Genomic DNA, 19,825 nt, shown 5'->3' with positions numbered 1-19,825 from the left:
ATCAGCCAGTTGCACCTGCCGTTTCGTCGCCCTGCCCGATCTCATTCAGAAACCCCTCAGGTGCGCCTCGAGCGTGAAGGGCGTGACGAAATCCGTCGCATCACCTCAGCGGTCGAAAAAGTGCCATGGACCGTCAGCCTGCTGCAGATACTTTGGACCGCAGGCCCGGTTACTTTGCTCGGCGCCTGGGGCGGTTACCTGCTGGGCTACGGCAAGGCCCCCACGGCCGAGAACTATATCTTCTTTATTTCCTATACGGTCATCACCGGGGCGGCGGGTATCATCGCCAACCTGGCTCATAACCTGGCCGGCGGGCGCAAGGCGGAACGTACCGCACTCAAGATAGAGAGAGTCATCAGCAGCTTGCCCGAGCTTCTGCTGGTCACCCGCAACCTGATCGTCGAAAGTCTTGAAGGAGATGCCAGGCGCCGTGAGGCCGCCGCCATGCTGTTGCGCAAGCAGGATCTCTCGCCGGAGGGCGTGGAGCTGGCCGCCATCGAGTTGCTCGATGATCGCGATAGCGCTCGCGTTATCGCTCAGATCGAGATCTATCGCCGAGTTGGATTACAAGCACGTATCCGTGACCTGATGGGTCTGTATCAGGACACGCTCGACCCCCAGTTTGCCGAGCTGGCCGAAATAGCCCCCGATGCCACGATCCTGTTGCGTCAACGCTTCGAAGGCCAGGCGCCAAATATTCGTCACGGCGTGGTGCGCGACGACAACTTTATCGAACGCGTTCTCGCCGCCATCGAGCAGGACGACGAGCTGTTGATGACGCTACAGGATGTTGAGGAAATGATCGTGTTGGCGTTCGAGCTGATCAGCGGGCGTCGCATCCCCATGCTGACCTTCGAATACCGCGGCCGCTGGCGTCTGGCCCAAGCGCTGGACGCACTCGAAAATGCACGTGCACGCTATCGTATCGCCCAGGCAACGGGGCTTTCGCGCTTGAAGGCGCTGACCGCCTATCTTGCCGAACAGTCTGGTACTCTGATTGAGGATGCCGCCACAGGCCTTCGTGCCGAAATCCTTGAACAGCGCGCTGTTCAGGCAATCGACGCACTGGCTGAACAGACCCAGCATTTGGCCCACGCGATAGCCAACGGCCAGATCGATCGTAAGGGCCAGCTACGTCATAAGGCCGACCAGTTGGCCAACGCCATCCGCCTGTACCGCACGGCTTACAATGCCTACGCCCAGGTCGGGCGCGATCACGCTCAGGTGCTCAAGGCGGCTCAGCGCTGGGAAAACGTGACCGCAGGCCTAACCGATAGCAAGACGCGCCTGCGCCTGGGACCAGGGCGTCGAGGGCTGCGCATACGCGAGCATGTCATCGCGCTGGATGATGCTGCCAAGGCCGAAGTCTGCAAGCACTTGGCCAAGTATCTGGGCGAAGTGGACGGTGATGTGGACTACCTCCGTAATGGCTCACGGATCGAGCATGATCGCCTGCTGACAATGGGCATAGATGCGGCCAAGCGTCTGGCGATCGAGATCGCCCTGGCACTGGAACCGCACATTCAGCTTTCCCGGCCAGAAGTACAGCGCGCCATCAACAGTACCAATGCCGCCGACTTCGGCCAGTTGGAACTCAACCTTTCCGCCGCCGCCAAGGCCGCCCTAGGGGCGGCCATGGTCAAGGAGATAGATGTCGACCTCTCACGTCCGGCCGAGTCGTTAGCCTTGGCTCTGGTCAGGCATTACCGTGTCGACCTCGACCCGGCCGCCAAGGACTTTCTCATCAACCACTACGGCGCGCGCGAGGCGACTCTCAACATGCTCTCCAACTACCTGTCTCAGCAATCACGCAACCCTACCCGGCCTGTCAGTTACCTGAGCCAACGTCCGCCGCTGGTGAGCGCCCCCCAGCGCGACTGGTATCGCGCCTTGGTCAAAGCTCGTCGTGTATTGCGCTAATTGGCAAGAAGAGCAAAGACTGGAAGAATATACAGATCGTTTGCGGATGAGTTTGCCATGCGTCTGATCATTGCCGAGAAACCCAGCCTCGCCCGCGCTATTGCCGACGCCCTGCCCGGGCCTGTTGCCCGCGAGGAAGGCTCGCTCCGTGTCGGGGACACTCAGGTCAGCTGGTGCCTGGGCCACCTGCTTGAACAGGCAACCCCGGATGCCTACGATCCGCGTTACAAGCAATGGCGGCTGGATCATCTACCGATCGTGCCCGAGCGCTGGATGCTTACGCCTCGGCATAACGCTCGTGGCCAGATCAAGGTATTGCGCTCGCTACTCAAGCAGGCCGACAGTGTCATACATGCTGGCGATCCTGATCGCGAAGGACAGTTGCTCGTTCAGGAAGTCATCGACTATCTCGGCTGGCGTGGCCCAATCGCCCGGCTGTTGATCAGCGACCTCAACCGGCCTGCCGTACAGCGCGCGCTCGAGAGGGTGGAAGACAACCAGGCATATCAGACGCTGTATCACGCTGCAGAGGCACGCTCCCGGGCCGATTGGCTCTATGGCATCAACCTTTCGCGTGCCTGGACCCTGACAGGACGCCAGGCCGGCCATGACGGAGTGTTCTCGGTCGGCCGCGTGCAGACGCCCGTACTGGGCTTGGTGGCAAGGCGTGACCGCGAGATCGCTGACTTCGTTCCACGACCATTCCATGTCCTTTGGGCCGATTTTCAGGTCGAGCACGGAAAGGTACGTGCCTGGTGGCAACCCGACGACAGCCAGCCCCTCGACGACCAGGGCCGTCTACTCAAGCGCGAACCCGCCGATGAGCTGGCATCACGCCTGCCTGGTGCCATAGGCAACGTGACCGCCCTTGATGCCCAAAAGAAACGTCAGGCTGCTCCTTTGCCTTATTCTCTTTCGGCACTTCAGGTCGATGCCGCTCGGCGTTATAAGCTTTCTGCGAAAACCGTGCTCGATACCTGCCAGGCACTGTATGAGCGCCATCGCTTGATTACCTACCCACGTTCGGATTGCCGCTACCTTCCCCAAGGCCATCTGGCTGAGGCCCGCCGCACCCTGGAAGGCGCCTGCCACGGCGACGACCAGTTAGCCGGATGGCTTGGAGGCGCTGATTTTTCGCTGCGCTCCAAGGCTTGGAATGACAAGCAGGTCGGTGCCCACCATGCTCTGGCACCGACCGGTGCACGCCCAGACTTTTCACGCCTGTCCGCTACCGAGGCCAACGTTTTTCGTCTCGTCGTGCGCAATGTCCTTGCACAGTTCTATCCGCACTTGGAAGCACGTGAAGTCAAAGCCGACTTCGCGGTACTCGACGAGCGTTTTCGTGCCCAAGGGCGTGAAATCCTAGTGCCAGGCTGGAAACCCCTGTTCACGACCCGCGACGAGGCACCACCGCTACCACCACTGCGCCAGGGAGAAGCGGCACGCGTCGTCGGGCATGCGGTAGAAAACAAGCAGACGCGCGCTCCAGAACCGTTCACAGATGCTAGCCTTATCAAGGCAATGATGAACATTGCCCGCTATGTGGAAGATGACGCAGTCAAGCGCACATTGCGCGATACCGACGGGCTGGGCACCGAAGCTACCCGCGCCGGCACCATCGAAACCCTACTCGACCGCGGCTTCATCGTTCGCCAGAGCAGCGCACTGCGCGCCACCCGCACAGGCCAGGCATTGATCGCCGCCTTGCCAGAAGCCGCGACGCGTCCTGAGCGCACCGCCCTGTGGGAGCAACGGCTGCGTGCCATTGCCGAAGGTACCGATCAGGCCGCCCCCTTTCTCGACGCCCTGCTTGGTGACCTACGCACTCTGCTAGCCAGTGCCGACGCAGGTCGTATGCGTCAGGCGCTGAGCAGCGCTAAGGGATTCGAGGCTCCGACCAGGCCCAAGGCGCGCAAGGCAGGGCGAAGCGGCACCAAAGGGTTTTCGACAAAGCGGCGCGCCACGAAACGAACCCGCAGCAAGCACAAGGAGGAGGCATGAGCAACGGTACTTGGCTGATCCTCGGCCCCGGCGCTCTGGGACGCTTGCTGGCTGCTCACCTCTCAGGGCACGTGCCACTGGCCGTGATTGGACGCCAGGCTAGTGAACAGCCGTTCATGCAGAGCACGCCCGAGGGTGGAAGCCGAATCCGCTATGTGCCGCGCATCACCGTCGAGCAGGCCCCGGAGCGCCCGCGCATGGTGCATCTCACTACCAAGACCTATGCTGCTAACGAGGCCTTGGAGCACCTTGCACAGCGGATTGCCGACGACACGCCAATCGTACTGTGGCAGAACGGTTTCCAAATCCAGGAACCTATCACGCGCCGATGGCGCGGTCCGGTGCTGTGCGCCACTACCAGCGAAGGCGCTTACACTGTGGGCTCCGATAGTGTGGTGCATGCCGGCCATGGCCATACCTATATCGGCCATTTGGACGGGCGTTACTACGACCTCGCCGAACATGTTGCGACCACCCTCACCGTCGCAGATCTATCCACCGAACCCTGTCATGACATACGTCGTAGACTCTGGCACAAGCTCGCCGTCAATGCCGCTATCAACCCGCTCGTGTCCCGCTACCGCATCCTGAACGGTCAATTACGCGACCGCCCTTTCCGGCCCATGGTCGATGCCATCATCGATGATCTCGTTACGCTAATGGCCGCCGAGGGAATCGATGCCCCGGATATCGGATGGCCGCGCCAAGTCTGGAACGTGATCGAAGCCACTGCCAATAACCGCGCCTCAATGCTGCAAGACGTGATCGCTGGCCGCCCCACCGAGCGCGACGCCATCCTTGGTCCTTTGATCGACGCCGCGAAACGCCATCGAATCGACACGCCGGCCCTGACAGCGCTTTACCAGAACACGCCGGGATAGCTTATACCCGGCGTTCGAAAGGTTCGACGTGCACATAGCGTGTCTTAACCGGTGTTGCGAAGACCGGCGGCGATCCCCGCCATAGTCACCATCAGCGCCCGTGACAGCGCTGGGCTGATGGCACCGTCCGCGTCTCGGTTGCGCTGCAATAGCTCGGCCTGTAGACCATGCAATGGGTCGATATAAGGATTACGCACTTCAATCGCTTGTCGGATCAACGGCGTGCCCTCGAGCAATTCGCGCTGGTCCAGGATTTCCAGTAGAACCCCATGCAGGCGCACCAGCCGATCCCGAAGCTGCTGGCCCAACGCCTTCAGCGAAGGTTCATCGACCAGACGATGCTCATAGTAGGCGGCAATCTCGATGTCCGCCTTCGCTAGCAGCATTTCCAACATGTCGAGATAGGTACCGAAGAACGGCCAGCGCTGCCGCATCTCCCGCAGCCGCTCGAGACCGCTTTCTTCTTCCATCCGGGTGGCGAAGGCCTCGCCACTGCCCAGCCAGGCCGGCAGCATCAGGCGGATCTGAGTCCAGGCGAAGATCCATGGAATTGCCCGCAGAGATTCGACGCCGCCTTCCTGACGGCGCTTGGCAGGGCGTGACCCGAGCGGCAAGCGACCCAGCGCCTCTTCCGGGGTCACAGCCCGGAAATAGGGTACGAAATCCGGATTTTCGCGTACCACACCGACATAGCCCTTATGCGCAATGCTGGCTAGCCGGTTCATTTCTTCGCGCCATTCCGGCTGGGGTGATGGAGGCGGCAGGAGTGTCGCCTCGAGCACGGCACTGGTATAGATTTCCATCGAACGCAGGGCGATATCCGGCTGACCGAACTTGAAGCGGATCATCTCGCCCTGCTCGGTCACACGCAGACTACCGTTGACCGAGCCTGGCGGCTGGGAAAGGATAGCGGCATGCGCCGGACCGCCGCCGCGCCCCACGGTACCTCCACGGCCATGGAAAAGCGTGAAGTCGACACCATGCTTGCGACAGACCTCGACAAGGGTTTCTTGCGCCCGGTATTGCGCCCAGGCGGCAGCCAACTGGCCGGCATCCTTGGCGGAGTCTGAATAGCCGATCATGACTTCCTGACGATCACCGATGAGCCGCCGGTAGCCGGGCAACGACAGCAGCTTATCGATAGCCTCACTGGCGTGATCGAGATCGTCGAGAGTTTCGAATAACGGTGCGATCGGCAGGCGTACGTCGCCCCCTACCTCCCTCATCAACAGGGCCACGGCCAACACATCGGATGGCTGCGCCGCCATCGATATAATGTAAGTCCCCAACGCTTCTCGTTGCTCATTGGCAATTACGCGGAAGGTATCGATGACCTCGCGCGTTTCGGTGGAGCATTCCCAGCGACGCGGAATCAATGGACGTGGGGACTCGAGCTCCGCCAGCAGGAATGCTTGCCGCTTTTCTTCATCCCACTCATGGTAATGCCCCAAGCCTAGATAAGAGCAGAGCTCATCGAAGACCAGGGCATGGCGGCCCGCTTCCTGACGAATGTCGAGCTTGGCCAGGGTGACACCGAAGACGGCGATACGCCGCAGCGTATCGAGTAGCGCGCCATTGGCAATCGAGTCGAGGCCTACATCGCACAGCGAGCGATAACAGGCCAGTAGCGGCGCATAGAGCTGATCGCGGGTCTCGATGATAGGGCCACCATCGTATTTCTCGCCGTCGAGGGTGGCTTGCGCCCAGTCCCGGGTCGCCTCGACACGCATCACCAAGCGCTTGAGCAATGCCCGGTAAGGCTCAGGGTCATCGCCTACCTCAGCCTTTAGTGCACTGTTGGCTTTCCACATCGACAGCTCGCCCTTGAGCTGTTCCAGATCGCGCAGATAGAGATCGGCGGCCATCCAACGTCCCAGCAGGAGCACCTCGCGCGTCACCTTTGCTGTCACGTTGGGGTTGCCATCCCGATCCCCGCCCATCCAGGACGCAAAACGCAACGGAGCAGCATCCAAGGGCAAACGTTCACCGGCGGTTTCGAGCAGCAGATTGTCCAGGTCTCGGTGAAAGTTGGGCACGGCTTCCCAGAGCGAGTTCTCGATGACAGCAAAGCCCCATTTAGCTTCGTCCACGGGAGTGGGGCGCTCATGGCGAATCTCATCGGTATGCCAGGCCTGAGCGATCAGCTCGTTCAGCCGGGCATGTGCTCGTGTCGCCTTCTCGGGATAGTCCGCCGCGCTCTCCATGAGTGTCAGGCATTCATCGATTGCATCGTATTTTTGAATCAGCGTGCGTCGAATGACCTCGGTTGGATGCGCGGTAAGCACCAGCTCGACCCGCATGCCCGCCAGAGTTTCAACGATATGCCTCGGACTATGCCCGGATTCGCGGATTCGGTTCAACAATTCGCCAAGCACCGGCTGAAAACCGGGCTTGTAGTCCTCTACGCGGCGAAAGCGTGCGCGGTAGTGCTGCTCAGCGATGTTGGCGAGGTTGAGGAACTGGTTGAAGGCCCGTGTTACAGGCAGCAGATCTTGATCGGGCAAACCACGCAGGTAATCTTTGAGTTCGCGCTGTGCTTGTGCATCACCTTGCCTGCCACGTTTGGCATAGGCGCGAATAGTCTCGATCTTGTCGACGAAAGCATCGCCCAAATCGTCGGCGATGGTATGTCCTAGACTGTCGCCCAGAACGCGGACATTTTCGCGAAGCGATTCATGTAGGTCATCACTCATGCAGCTCTCCTTGGACTGGTAGCTTCATCACTGGACCGATACCGCTACAGCGGGAACGCCTAATCGTTTCCTGAGTGGTTCTCGAGACGTTTGGCGTCATTCCAATGGGCATCCATATCTTCCAGGCTGGCATCAGAAGGCGCCCGCCCCGACTGCGCCAGTGCCTTTTCCACGTACCGAAAACGGCGCTCGAACTTGGCATTGGTAGCGCGAAGGGCCTGTTCGGGATCGGCCTTGAGTCGCCGTGCCAGGTTGACGACAGCAAACAGCAGATCACCGACTTCCTCTCGGGCATGAACGTCATCATCCGCTGCCAACGCCTCCTCGACTTCGTCGAGTTCTTCGCGAATCTTATCCAGTATCCCACGGGTATCGGGCCAATCGAAGCCGACCCTTGAGGCCCGCTTGGTCAGCTTGGCGGCGCGTGACAGCGCCGGCAGGGCCCGAGGTACGTCATCGAGCACCGATACTGCATCACGCGCCTGACGCTCCTCGGCCTTTAGCGCTTCCCACCGGGAATTCACCTGAGCTGTCTCGACCTGAGCAGCATCGATGCCCTGCCGACGCGATGTCAGCGTACCATCTGGAAATACGTGTGGATGTCGTGCAATCATTTTCGTGGTCAGGGCGTCAACCACGTCATGAAAGTCGAAGCGCCCTTCTTCCTTGGCGAACTGGCTGTAATAAATCACCTGGAACAACAGATCGCCCAGTTCGCCAGGAAGCTCATCATAGGCCCGACGCTCAATGGCATCTGCTACTTCGTAGGCTTCCTCGATAGTATGCGGAACGATGGAGCCCCAGTCTTGCCTGATATCCCACGGGCAGCCCTGCTCAGGGTCACGAAGCACGGCCATGAGGGCCAATAGATCTTGTAACGAATAACGTGACGTGTCGCTCATGAAGCGGCCTTTTTGCTGACGCCACTACGCAAGCGCTTGACGTCGATGACGTTGGGCAGTTGCTGGATGCGTGAGAAGATACGACCCAACGACTCCAGTCCATCAACCTCAAGGGTAATCTTCAAGCGGGCGATGTTATCGGTCGTGTTCGTCACCGTATTGACCGCCAGCACATTGACGCGCTCATGGGTGAGTACACTGGTTACATCGCGCAGCAGGCCCGACCGATCCCATGCATCGATCTCGATGTCGACCGGATATTGCGTATGCGCTTGCGTCCCCCACTCCACATCGACGATACGCCTCGGCTCTTCGGCGCGAAGTTGCAGGATATTTGGACAATCCTGCCGGTGTATGGTGACGCCGCGCCCTTGAGTGATATAGCCGACGATCTGATCGCCGGGCACGGGGTGACAGCAATTGGCCATCGCTGTCTTGAGGTTGCCGACACCAAGCACGGTGATACCGTCATCCTTGACCTTCCCGCTGCGCCGGGGTTTTGTCAGCAGTCGATCGAGCTGATCTTCGTCCTCGGTATCTCCAAAGAGCTGCTGGGCCTGATGAAGTACCTGACCGATACGCAGATCGCCTGCGCCGATGGCAGCGTACATGTCATCTGGCGATTGATAATTGACCGACTTGGCCAGCGTATCGAGATCGAAGCCTTCGAGGTCCAGGCGTCGAAATTCCTTTTCGAACAGAACCCGTCCTTCCTCGAGATTCTGGTCCCGTGCCTGGTGTTTGAACCAGGCCTGGATCTTGGCACGTGCACGCGAAGTCTTGACGAAGCCCAGTGAGGGGTTGAGCCAGTCGCGACTGGGCCCCCCCTTGGTAGCAGTCAGAATCTCAATCTGCTGGCCGGTCTTTAGCTTGTAGGTCAGTGGTACAATACGGCCATTGATCTTGGCCCCACGGCAGCGGTGTCCAATCTCGGTATGCACCCGGTAGGCAAAGTCGATGGGCGTCGCAACCCGCGGCAGGTCAATGACATGACCATCAGGGGTAAACACGTAGATACGATCCGGCGCCACATCGCTGGACAACCCCACCTTGAGGTCCCCCAGGTCACCGACTTCATCCTGCCACTCGAGTACCTGCCGCAACCAGGCGATTTTTTCTTCGTAGCCCCGACTCTTGGCGTTAATGTCATGCCCCTTGTAACGCCAGTGGGCACAGACCCCCAACTCCGCTTCTTCGTGCATGGCGAAGGTGCGAATCTGAATTTCCAGTACCTTATTCTCAGGGCCTATCAGTGCCGTGTGCAGCGATTGGTAACCGTTTTTCTTGGGGTTGGCGATATAGTCGTCGAATTCGTTGGGCACGTGGCGCCACTGGGAGTGCACGATGCCCAGCGCGGTGTAGCAATCAGTCACTTCCGGGACAAGGATACGCACAGCACGCACATCGTAGACTTGCGAGAAATCGATGCGCTTGCGCTTCATTTTGCGCCAGATGGAATAGATATGCTTGGCCCGGCCATCGACCTGGTAGCGGGAGATGCCGTGCTCTTCAAGCAAGTGCTCTAGTCGGGAAACGACATCCTGAATGTAATGATCGCGATCCAGACGCTTCTCGGCCAGAAGCTTGGCAATCGTTTTGTAATCGTCCTCGTGCAGGTAACGGAAGGAAAGATCTTCCAACTCCCACTTCAACTGACCGATACCGAGGCGATGCGCCAACGGCGCATAGATATCGAACACTTCGCGGGCCACCCGCAGGCGCTTGTCGCGAGGCGCTTCTCGAACTTGCCGCAGGGCACAGGTCCGCTCGGCAATCTTGATCAGGGCAACCCGTACATCGTCGATCATGGTGACCAGCATCTTGCGCAGGTTGTCCTGCTGGTTATGCTGGGACATGCCATGACTCGGCGCCTGCTGCTGGCTGATTGCCGCCATATTGAGCACGCCTTCGATGAGCCGGGCCACCCCCCCACCAAAGCGTTTTTCCACCGCCTGTAGAGAGATCCGCCCTTCACGCACAGCCCGGTACAGCACGGCGGCTTCAAGTGCCTCCTGGTCTAGCTTCAAGTCGCTGAGAATATCGGCCATTTCCAGCCCGGTCCGGAAGCTGGAGCCATCCTCGAGCCAGGCCTTGTGGGGTTTCTCCGCCTCGCTCGCCAAGCGCTCGGCAAGATCGCACGCTGCACGCATCTCGTCGACGTCACGCAGGGAGACATCGGCATTCAAGCGATCAAGCCAAACCCCGATATCGACACCGCCCGTGGCGGTCAATGGCTGGTCTTCGCGAACCTTGACCATGTTATTGGACCCCTCCTGTTCCTGCCCGTCTTGGCTGGAACATTGCAAACCCTACCCACGCTCGAACAGGAGCATGGACTCAAGATGCGCCGTTTGAACAAACATGTCGGCGACGGCTGCGCGCGTGATGTGGTAACCGGCATGCACCAGATGTGCCGCATCGCGGGCTAGTGTCGCTGGATCGCATGACACATAGAGAATACGCGGTACCGGTTGCCCCCCAAGCGTCTGACAAACCGCTTCGGCGCCATCACGCGGCGGATCCATCACCACAAGGTCGGGAAGCGATCCAAGTTCCAGCGCCTGTCCCAGATCGGCTTGCCTTGCCTCAATATTGTTCAAACCGTTGTCCTGCGCATTGCCTTTCAGACGCGCCACCATATCCGGGCTGCCTTCGATGCCAATGACTTCCGCCACATGTGGCGCCAGCGCCAGCGTAAAGTTCCCTACCCCCGCAAACAAATCAATTACCCGATCGGTAGAGGCCGGCTGCAACCAGTCGAGTGCCAACGACACCATTTGCTGATTGACCTCAGCATTGACCTGAAGAAAGTCACCCGGAGAAAAGGCCAGTCGCAGACGATGGTCTCTGCTTATAAGTGTGTAACCTAGGTCAGGCGTACTGCCGTACCACTCGAGTCGAGGATCGTCACGCCCGACAAGCCGGCCCATGGCAACGTTCCGGACATCGGCCCACCTCTGCCATCGCAGCCAGTCCACCGGATCGTCGCGCAACTGGCGGATGACGACCGCCGCCTGCGTATCACCGGCTACCACTTCCACATGCCCAACCAGGCGCGGCGACTGGAGCTGCCCCAGGCACTCGAGTAACGAAGGCAACAGTTCATTCAGCTCGGGCACCAACACCGGACAGGTAGCGATATCGACGAGATGGTGGCTGTTGCGCTCACGAAACCCCAGATGCACCCGCCCCTGTGCATCGACCTTGACGCCGATGCGTGCACGCCTGCGATAACCCAAGCTCTCTGAGGCGAGAATCATGGGCTCACCCGGCAAGGACAATCCTTGGCGCGCCAATTGGTCGACAAGCACCTCGCTCTTGTGTCGTCGTTGTGCGTCCAAGGCTAGGTGCTGCAGGTTGCAGCCACCACAGCGCTCATAGTGAGGGCAGGCCGGAGCGTTCCGTTCGGGCGAGGTGACCAGCCATTCCCGAACATGCGCCTCGTCGAAACGCTTGCGGCTTCGGTGAACGGCGACACTTACCCGCTCCCCAGGCAGCGCACGATCGATGAACAACGTCTTCCCCTCGGCATCGCGAGCAACACCCCGCCCATCATGGGCCAGGCGCGTCACCATGACGCCCGGCTCGTCAGAAGGAGATACGGGGGAAGAATGGCGCTTAGGCAATTTTTTCGGATTGGCCGGGCGGCGCTTACCTAACATGGCCATGCTCAAATTTCCGGGGCGAAGAGGCCAGTGGAGAGGTATCGGTCACCGCGGTCACAGACAATAAACACGATCACGGCATTCTCGACCTGCTCGGCGATTCTCAAGGCTCCAGCCAGTGCCCCACCGGAAGAGACGCCAGCCAGAATGCCTTCCTCCCTGGCCAAGCGCCGCATATGTTCTTCGGCTTCGGGTTGGCCGATATCAAGCACCTGATCGACTCGGCTGGCGTCGAAGATACTCGGCAGATATTCCTTGGGCCAACGACGAATGCCGGCGATGCTGGCTCCATCTTCCGGCTGCAGCCCGACAATCTGAATGGCCGGATTACGCTCCTTGAGAAAGCGGGAAACACCCATGATCGTGCCGGTGGTTCCCATCGAACTGACGAAGTGAGTTAAAGTCCCTTCGGTCTGTTGCCACAACTCGGGACCGGTCGTCCGGTAATGCGCCATCGGATTGTCAGGATTGGCGAACTGATTGAGCGGCTTGCCTTCTCCCCGATCGATCATCGCCTGTGCAAGATCGCGAGCCCCTTCCATGCCCTGTTGTTTGGTCACGGTAATCAGCTCGGCGCCATAGGCCGCCATGGCCTGCTTGCGTTCGCTCGAAGCATTGTCCGGCATGACAAGCACCATTCGATACCCCTTGATGGCAGCCGCCATGGCCATGGCGATACCGGTGTTGCCCGAGGTCGCCTCGATCAGAGTGTCGCCCGGCACAATTTCACCGCGCGCCTCAGCTTCTCCAATCATGGACAGTGCCGGACGATCCTTGACCGAACCTGCCGGATTGTTGCCCTCGAGCTTGGCCAGAATGGTATTGTTGCGGCCAGCGCCGATACGCTGCAGACGCACCAGGGGCGTATTACCGACGACATCCTCAAGTGTGGGAAACTGCATGGGCTTATCCTTACTAACCGAGAGGCCAGAGGCCTCTCGAAAAAACGGCGACTGGGCAGATAAATTCATTGCCGACATTATATCCATGCCACCCTGCACTGGACAGGAGGGCTTGAACTCTGTGGCATACTGTTGCCCTGATTATCGTCGCTGGATCTCCCATGGCCTTGAAAAACCGCCTGTTCGCGCTCACTCTTGGTGTCCCACTGCTGTTGACACTCCTGTATACCGGCTATCTGCTGGTGCAGGACAGTCAGCAGCGTTCCACCATGCTCCAGACGCGAATGGAAGAGGCCATCGACCTCCTCTCACCGTCCCTGGCCAGTGCGCTTAATACCGGCGACCGCGCCTCCCTTGAAGATCTCACGCAAGCCTCCTCGACCTTCAGGGGATCCAGTCCGTCACTCTCAGGATGAAATCCGGGGCTCCCTTGCTGCATATGGGTACGACGCAATCAGCCCCTGAGTTGCCAATGCCTGAACACCCCGTCTTGATGGATGTTGAGAAAAGCTGGCGATTTATCAAGCCACTGCCAGCGATTACGCCGCAAGGTGATTCGCGTGGTGTACGCAGCAATCAGTATTGGATGGATCTGTCCATCAGCAATAACGAACTGGAACTCATGACCTATCGCCAGTTGGCCAGCCATGCCTTGGCCTGGATTGGCATGGCCCTGTTATTGCTGGCCCTGGCTTATATCATCAAGCGCAGGTTCTTTCCGGTGCTATCCGCACAGCGGGACGCACTGGCCAGGCTCAACGCCGGCGACTACGAATACCGGCTCCCCACGCGGGGGCCCCAAGAACTGGCGCCCTTGACCCGGGCAATCAATGACATTGGGCAGCATTTGCTCAATAGTCGCAACAATATGCGCCAGCAGATCGAGCAGACTACCGCAGACCTGCAGGAATCGATGGAAACGATCGAAATCCAGAACATTGAGCTAGACATGGCTCGCCGCCGTGCTCAGCAAGCCAACCGCATCAAGTCAGAATTTCTCGCCAACATGAGTCATGAAATCCGCACGCCGTTGAATGGCATTATCGGGTTCTGCCGCCTGCTTGGGCGGAGTCGTCTCGATGCTCGTCAGCGCGAATGGCTCGGCCATGTGGAAACCGCCTCGGATAATTTACTCTCACTAATCAACGACATCTTGGACTTTTCCAAGATCGAGGCCGGCAAGATGGAGCTGGAATCCGTTCCTATCGACATGGTCTCGATGGTGGACGAAGTCCTGATGCTTCAGGCGCCCTCGTCACAGCAAAAGGATTTGCAATTACTTGGCCTGGTCTATGACGACGTACCCAGCGAACTGGTCGGTGATCCTCTGCGCATCAAGCAGGTCCTGACCAACCTGGTGCACAACGCCGTGAAATTCACCGAATCAGGTGAAGTCATCGTGCGTGTGCTTGTCGAGGAATCGGACAATGGCGAACCGATACTCGGCGTCAAGGTCAGTGATACGGGCATTGGTCTCTCCGCCGATCTTCAGCAACGCCTTTTTCAGCCCTTCAGCCAGGTCTCCACCGCACGCACACGCCATCATGGAGGGTCGGGTCTGGGCCTGATGATATGCAAGCAGCTTGTCGAACAGATGGGAGGCCAGATCGCTGTCTCCAGCCACCCCGGGCATGGCAGCGAGTTCAGCTTCACGCTACCGCTACGGCTGACTGGCCTGCACCAGACGGAGCGGCAACCCGAAATACAGCTGGACAATCCCCAAATAGCCATTCATGAGCCTCATGAGGCAACACGCCGCGCCCTGACTCACCTCTTCGAGTGTTGGGGCGCCGAGGTGCATGTCGTGGACGGAGGACATGCCCTGCACACAGCCTGCTACGACCTAATACTCGTGGGACTTAGCCGGGATGAGCTACAAGGAGAGGCCTTGCGCAGCTGGAACGCCTGCTTTTCTGGCCTGACCTGCCCGGTTCTGGCTCTGGTCAATACCAACCCTTATGACGTAACCGAACTTCGCTTACCGCCTCGGAGCGATATTTTGCCCAAGCCGTTCGGACGAGGAAAACTGGCGGATTGCGTACGGCGACTACTGGGTCGGAGCGAAGCCAATAGCCCCGAGGATGACAGCTTCGGAACTGCCAGGCCCAGCCCCAGCCTTAGTGATCGTAGTGTCATGGTAGTCGATGACATCCTGTCCAACCGCCTGTTAGTCAAGGAGCTTCTCGACCAAGCCGGCCTCGATTGCCTCCTTGCTGCCAGCGGCGAGGAGGCAATCGCTCTAGCCCATGAGCATTCGGCCGGACTCGTGCTCATGGATATACGTATGCCCGGCATGAATGGCGTCGAAGCCATGCAGTCCTTGCGCCGCTTGGGAGGCAGCTGGGCGAATTGCCCGTATATCGCGCTGACGGCCCATGCGCTGGAAGATGAAACTCGCAAGCTGCTTGATGCCGGCATGAACAAAGTATTGACCAAGCCCTTGGAAGAGCACTCACTCACCAAAGTGTTGGAAACCTACCTGGACATCAAACTGAAGCTGCGGACGAAGCATGAGCGGCATTACTCAGAAGATGAGCTGCCGGTCGTGGATATGGATCTGGGGCGCGCCATGGCTGGAGGTAACCCGGAACTGGCCAAGGATACGTTGAGGATGCTTCTCGACAGTCTTGACGATAGCGAGAAGAAACTACACCAGACGTATTCCCAGGGAGACGCGGAAGCGTTTCTCGACGCCGTCCATTACTTGAACGGTGCTTGCCGCTATTGCGGCGTGCCGCAATTGGCGCTGCTTTGTGAGTCCCTGGAAACGCGACTTCGCGCTCAAGGCATATCGGCTGTTGGCGACCTGCTCGAGGAAGTATTCGAGGCTATGCAACGCCTGCGGGATTGGCAGGCGTCACAAACCAACTAATGCGCTTCAATGACAGCAGCCACTGTCTTCTTCGTGAATGTGGTCATGGCTCTCCAGAGAGGCCACGAACCCAGCCTCCTGACCAGCAATTACAAGGCGTTTCATCTCGGCGACGGCTTCCTTCAAGCCGACGAACAAGGCTCGCGCAACGATGGCGTGACCAATGTTCAGTTCGTTCACGCCAGGAATCGCAGCGATGGCCTCGACGTTATGATAATGCAGGCCATGGCCGGCGTTGACGGTTAGGCCGAGCTCATTAGCCAGTTCAGCTGCGGCGGCAATGCGTTCGTATTCGACTCGCATCGCATCACCGCTAGCCTCCGCATAGGCACCTGTATGCAACTCTATCGTGGGCGCTCCTGCGTCGAGCGCAGCACGAATCTGGTCAGGGTCCGGATCGATGAACAACGAGACATCACAACCGGCCGCTGCCAGTCTTTGACAGGCTTCTGCAACCCGCTCACGTCCACCAATCACGTCGAGCCCACCCTCGGTCGTGAGTTCCTCACGTTTTTCCGGCACCAAGCATACATGGGCCGGCCGGATCCTCTCAGCCAACTCGATCATCTCGTCAGTGACCGCCATCTCCAAGTTCATGCGTGTATTCAGCACATCAGCAAGAATCTGGATATCGCGATCCTGGATATGCCGGCGATCCTCACGCAAGTGCACCGTTATTCCATCCGCCCCGGCCTCTTCAGCCATAAGGGCAGCTTGGACGGGATCGGGGTAGCGGGTTCCCCTGGCCTGACGCAGGGTAGCAATGTGGTCGATGTTGACGCCCAATAGGATACGCGGCGGGTTCATAGCAACTCCATGCAAACGTAGAATGTCAGGAAGGACGACGGCGTGCTGCCAACTGATACATCAATTCACGCGAGCGTAGCGGCTTGTCTCCCAGCAAAGGCGACAATGCTGCGCGGGTCAACACCTTGGCAACTCCTGCCAGCCCCGGCTGAGTCCAGTCCCCCTGTTCCAACAGGCGAAGACTGCGGCCATCGACGCCGATTTGCCCTTCGGGCGCCATCACGAAGCGACGAGAGCCGGCACGATAGACGTAGCGGCCATGATGATCCAATTCGCGATCATGCAGATCGCGAAAGACCGGGTCAGCGTCCAGTGCTTCCAGCACTGCGAGTTCGAGGCGTCGCAAGCCCGGTGCACGACGCTCAGGCACAGGCAATTCCTCCATCAGCGACGCATAGAATGCAAACACCTCTGGTACAGGAAACATTGCCGGCAAAACACGGCTCAACAACTCATTGGCATAAAGCCCGCACAGAAGGCCCTCGCCGGCCAGCAATGCCGACGCGCCTCGCGACTCCATGAGGCGCAGCCGCTTGAGATCGTTTGTGCCAGTCCAGGTGACGTGCAAAGGGGCGAACGGCTGCAGACGCGAGCGACTTTTGCTTCCCGCACGCTGCACGCCTTGAGCGACTGCCCGTACCCGGCCGTGATCGAGCGTGATAAGTTCTATCAGCGCGCTGGTTTCCCGATAGGGCCGCTTATGAAGCAAGTAAGCCGGCTGCGGCTGCATTCAGGCTACTCGAGATCGTAACCGAGACTTTTCAGGGCGCGATCGTCATCCGACCAGCCACGCTTGACCTTGACCCATAAGTTAAGCATGACCTTGGCGCCGAAGGCCTTCTCCATATCCAGGCGAGCCTCACGACCGACCTTCTTGATACGCTCACCGTTTTCGCCAATCAGGATCTTCTTTTGTCCCGGCCGCTCGACCAGCATCAGCGCGCTGATATGAATGATTCGCCCTTCGTCCCGAAACTCCTCGATTTCAACCGTCATTTGATAAGGCAGCTCGTCACCGAGCTGCCGCATGACCTTCTCGCGCACCAGCTCGGCCGCGAGAAAACGCTGGCTACGATCAGTGACCTGGTCGTCAGGGAAATAATGGATACTCTCGGGCAGGTACTTGCCGACTTCCGTTTCCAGCTCAGGCACGTTGGTTCCATGCTTGGCTGAAATCGGCAGAATGGCAGCAAACGTTCGCTTGGCCTGCAACTGCTCGAGCCAAGGCAATAGTTCCTGCTTGTTCTCGACCCAGTCGACCTTATTGACTGCAAGGATGACCGGCGCTTCGACGTGCGACAGCTTGTCGAGCACGTTATCATCTTCCTTGGTCCAACGGGTCCGATCGACCAGAAATACCACGCAATCCACATCGCGCAGAGCGTGGGTTGCAGCCTGGTTCATGAAGCGGTTGATGGCCTTGTTGCGATCCTTGCTCTGGATATGCATGCCGGGGGTATCGACATAGATGAACTGCGCATCCCCCTCGGTCTTGATGCCCATCACCTGATGCCGCGTCGTCTGGGGCCGGCGGGAGGTGATCGATATCTTTTGCCCGAGGATTCGATTCATCAAGGTCGACTTGCCGACATTGGGGCGCCCGACAATCGCCACGAAACCACAAGTCTGGGTCATGCTCGCCCTCCTTTCGGCTCAAGCAGCAATAATGCTTTCTCAGCCGCTTCTTGCTCGGCATGGCGGCGACTGGTGCCGACGCCGAGCGTAAATTTATCGATCATGTCGACATGACACTCGACCGTAAAAGTCTGGGCATGGGCCTCTCCTTCTACGCTAGTCACTTCATAGCGAGGCAACGCGGCCTGGCGCGATTGAAGAAACTCCTGCAACCGAGTCTTCGGGTCCTTCTGGGTGTCCTGCAAATCGATCGACTCGAGCCGAGTACCGTACCATGACAGAACTCGTGCCTTGGCCACGTCCATACCGGCATCCAGATAGATGGCGCCAATCAGGGCCTCGACGGCATCCGCCAGAATCGAGTCGCGCCGAAAGCCACCGCTCTTCATTTCGCCGGAACCGAGACGCAACTGCTCGCCCACGACGAATTCACGTGCCAGCTCCGCCAAAGTCTGGCCCTTGACCAGACGGGCACGCAACCGCGAAAGCTGGCCTTCTCGCGCCTGGGGAAAACGCTGAAAAAGCGCCTCCCCAATAACGAAGTTGACGATGGAATCACCCAGAAACTCCAGCCGCTCGTTATTATCCCCCCCGTAGCTGCGGTGGGTTAATGCCAGCTCCAATAGAGAAGGATCGCGGAAAGAATGGCCGATCCGTCGGCTGAAGGCTTGATGGGAGGTACTCACAAAACACCTGCTTTATGTGTTGGCTTGGCGTGCCGGGTAAAGCCGGCCGGTTCATTCAATGGCACGTACCGTCGAGAAGCTCGGCAGGCCGCCATCCCAATGCATCCATACGGCAAACGCCTTACCGACAATGTTCTCTTCCGGAACGAAACCCCAGTATCGGCTATCGTTCGAATGGTCACGGTTATCGCCCATCATGAAATAATGTCCATCGGGAACGACCAGCTCACGTACCTGAGGGCCGGGATCCCGGGGATTGTTGTAGATACCATGGACATGGCCACCCATCTCTTCCTCAAACAGCAACTCTCCCGGTACCGCTGCCGGCGTCGCATCGACCAATTGCTTGGGAACAGGCTCGCCATTGATATACAACTGCTTGTCCTCGTAGCGGATATGGTCGCCAGGCAATCCGATTACGCGTTTGATAAAGTTGACCGAAGGCTCTTCCGGGAAGCGAAATACCATGACGTCCCCCCGCTCGGGCTCGCCGAGATCGACGACCTCGGTATGCAACACCGGCAGACGCAAGCCATAGGTAAACTTGTTTACCAGGATGAAATCGCCCACTTTCAGCGTTGGCCGCATTGATCCGGAAGGAATCTGAAACGGTTCAATGACAAAGCTGCGCAGCACCAGTACAACGAGCAGAACTGGAAAGAAGGAGCGTGCATAATCGACCGGCCAGGGTTCCTTGGCCAACTTGTGGCGGACCTTGGGTTCCAGTGGCCCTCCCGCACTTGCCTCGGCCGTGGCCAATTTAGCCTGACGATGACGACGCCACCACAGGGCATCCAATAGCCAAACCAACCCCGTGACGGCAACAGCCACCACCAAAAGCAGCGAAAAATCCATGAGTCT

The 19,825-nt window shown here is 59.0% G+C and carries 15 protein-coding genes; 5 read left to right on the top strand and 10 right to left on the bottom strand.

Annotated elements, in window-relative coordinates; genetic code table 11:
* Positions 1 to 9: 9 nt before the first annotated feature.
* The 3 genes from F568_RS0110620 to F568_RS0110610 are packed head-to-tail and all read left to right on the top strand — an operon-like array spanning position 10 to position 4,802.
* Positions 10 to 1,920, top strand: a complete 1,911-nt coding sequence (locus tag F568_RS0110620; protein WP_019018704.1) for a hypothetical protein — start codon at positions 10 to 12, stop codon at positions 1,918 to 1,920.
* 57 nt (positions 1,921 to 1,977) lie between these two features.
* Positions 1,978 to 3,921, top strand: a complete 1,944-nt coding sequence (locus F568_RS0110615; RefSeq protein WP_019018703.1) for a DNA topoisomerase III — start codon at positions 1,978 to 1,980, stop codon at positions 3,919 to 3,921.
* Positions 3,918 to 4,802 (top strand): ketopantoate reductase family protein, encoded by an 885-nt coding sequence (locus tag F568_RS0110610; RefSeq protein ID WP_019018702.1) that lies wholly within the window; start codon positions 3,918 to 3,920, stop codon positions 4,800 to 4,802. The genes F568_RS0110615 and F568_RS0110610 overlap by 4 nt, the downstream gene beginning before the upstream one ends.
* 44 nt (positions 4,803 to 4,846) lie before the next feature.
* Here the strand turns inward: F568_RS0110610 and ppc are convergent, their stop codons facing one another.
* The 5 genes from ppc to cysM are packed head-to-tail and all read right to left on the bottom strand — an operon-like array spanning position 4,847 to position 12,964.
* The gene (ppc, locus tag F568_RS0110605; RefSeq protein ID WP_019018701.1) at positions 4,847 to 7,495 is read right to left on the bottom strand and encodes a phosphoenolpyruvate carboxylase; all 2,649 of its coding nucleotides are present in this window, start codon (positions 7,493 to 7,495) and stop codon (positions 4,847 to 4,849) included.
* A 59-nt stretch (positions 7,496 to 7,554) separates the two neighbouring features.
* A complete protein-coding gene (mazG, locus tag F568_RS0110600) occupies positions 7,555 to 8,397 on the bottom strand; it encodes a nucleoside triphosphate pyrophosphohydrolase (protein ID WP_019018700.1) in 843 nt (280 codons plus the stop codon).
* On the bottom strand, positions 8,394 to 10,655 hold the full coding sequence (gene relA, locus F568_RS0110595) for a GTP diphosphokinase (RefSeq protein ID WP_019018699.1): 2,262 nt from the start codon (positions 10,653 to 10,655) through the stop codon (positions 8,394 to 8,396). The genes mazG and relA overlap by 4 nt, the downstream gene beginning before the upstream one ends.
* 51 nt (positions 10,656 to 10,706) lie before the next feature.
* Positions 10,707 to 12,065 carry a 23S rRNA (uracil(1939)-C(5))-methyltransferase gene (locus F568_RS0110590; protein ID WP_026300476.1) on the bottom strand — a complete coding sequence of 453 codons (1,359 nt, stop codon included), beginning with the start codon at positions 12,063 to 12,065 and terminating at the stop codon, positions 10,707 to 10,709.
* Between the two features lie 2 nt (positions 12,066 to 12,067).
* A complete protein-coding gene (gene cysM / locus F568_RS0110585; protein WP_019018697.1) occupies positions 12,068 to 12,964 on the bottom strand; it encodes a cysteine synthase CysM in 897 nt (298 codons plus the stop codon).
* Between the two features lie 161 nt (positions 12,965 to 13,125).
* Here cysM and F568_RS23900 point away from each other — a divergent pair, with 161 nt between their 5' ends.
* Together F568_RS23900 and F568_RS22680 are read left to right on the top strand one after the other, a co-directional pair.
* Positions 13,126 to 13,380: a hypothetical protein gene (locus tag F568_RS23900; RefSeq protein WP_019018696.1), complete on the top strand. Its 255-nt coding sequence runs from the start codon at positions 13,126 to 13,128 to the stop codon at positions 13,378 to 13,380.
* A gap of 56 nt (positions 13,381 to 13,436) precedes the next feature.
* Positions 13,437 to 15,836, top strand: coding sequence for an ATP-binding protein (locus tag F568_RS22680; protein ID WP_019018695.1), 2,400 nt, complete (start codon positions 13,437 to 13,439; stop codon positions 15,834 to 15,836).
* Positions 15,837 to 15,842: 6 nt separating this feature from the next.
* Here the strand turns inward: F568_RS22680 and pdxJ are convergent, their stop codons facing one another.
* Genes pdxJ through lepB form a run of 5 tightly spaced genes read right to left on the bottom strand, consistent with a single transcriptional unit; the run spans position 15,843 to position 19,819 of the window.
* Positions 15,843 to 16,643 carry a pyridoxine 5'-phosphate synthase gene (gene pdxJ, locus F568_RS0110575; protein WP_019018694.1) on the bottom strand — a complete coding sequence of 267 codons (801 nt, stop codon included), beginning with the start codon at positions 16,641 to 16,643 and terminating at the stop codon, positions 15,843 to 15,845.
* A gap of 25 nt (positions 16,644 to 16,668) precedes the next feature.
* Entirely contained in the window at positions 16,669 to 17,373 is a 705-nt protein-coding gene (recO, locus tag F568_RS0110570) for a DNA repair protein RecO (RefSeq protein ID WP_019018693.1), read from the bottom strand.
* A 5-nt stretch (positions 17,374 to 17,378) separates the two neighbouring features.
* Positions 17,379 to 18,278, bottom strand: coding sequence for a GTPase Era (gene era, locus F568_RS0110565; protein WP_019018692.1), 900 nt, complete (start codon positions 18,276 to 18,278; stop codon positions 17,379 to 17,381).
* Positions 18,275 to 18,964: a ribonuclease III gene (rnc, locus tag F568_RS0110560; RefSeq protein WP_019018691.1), complete on the bottom strand. Its 690-nt coding sequence runs from the start codon at positions 18,962 to 18,964 to the stop codon at positions 18,275 to 18,277. The genes era and rnc overlap by 4 nt, the downstream gene beginning before the upstream one ends.
* A gap of 51 nt (positions 18,965 to 19,015) precedes the next feature.
* Positions 19,016 to 19,819: a signal peptidase I gene (lepB, locus tag F568_RS0110555; protein ID WP_019018690.1), complete on the bottom strand. Its 804-nt coding sequence runs from the start codon at positions 19,817 to 19,819 to the stop codon at positions 19,016 to 19,018.
* Between the last annotated feature and the right edge of the window lie 6 nt (positions 19,820 to 19,825).

Source organism: Modicisalibacter luteus DSM 23508 (assembly GCF_000378505.1).
Lineage (GTDB): Bacteria > Pseudomonadota > Gammaproteobacteria > Pseudomonadales > Halomonadaceae > Modicisalibacter > Modicisalibacter luteus.
Note: the sequence above shows the minus strand (reverse complement) of the source record. Positions and strands in the feature narration are given on the sequence as shown.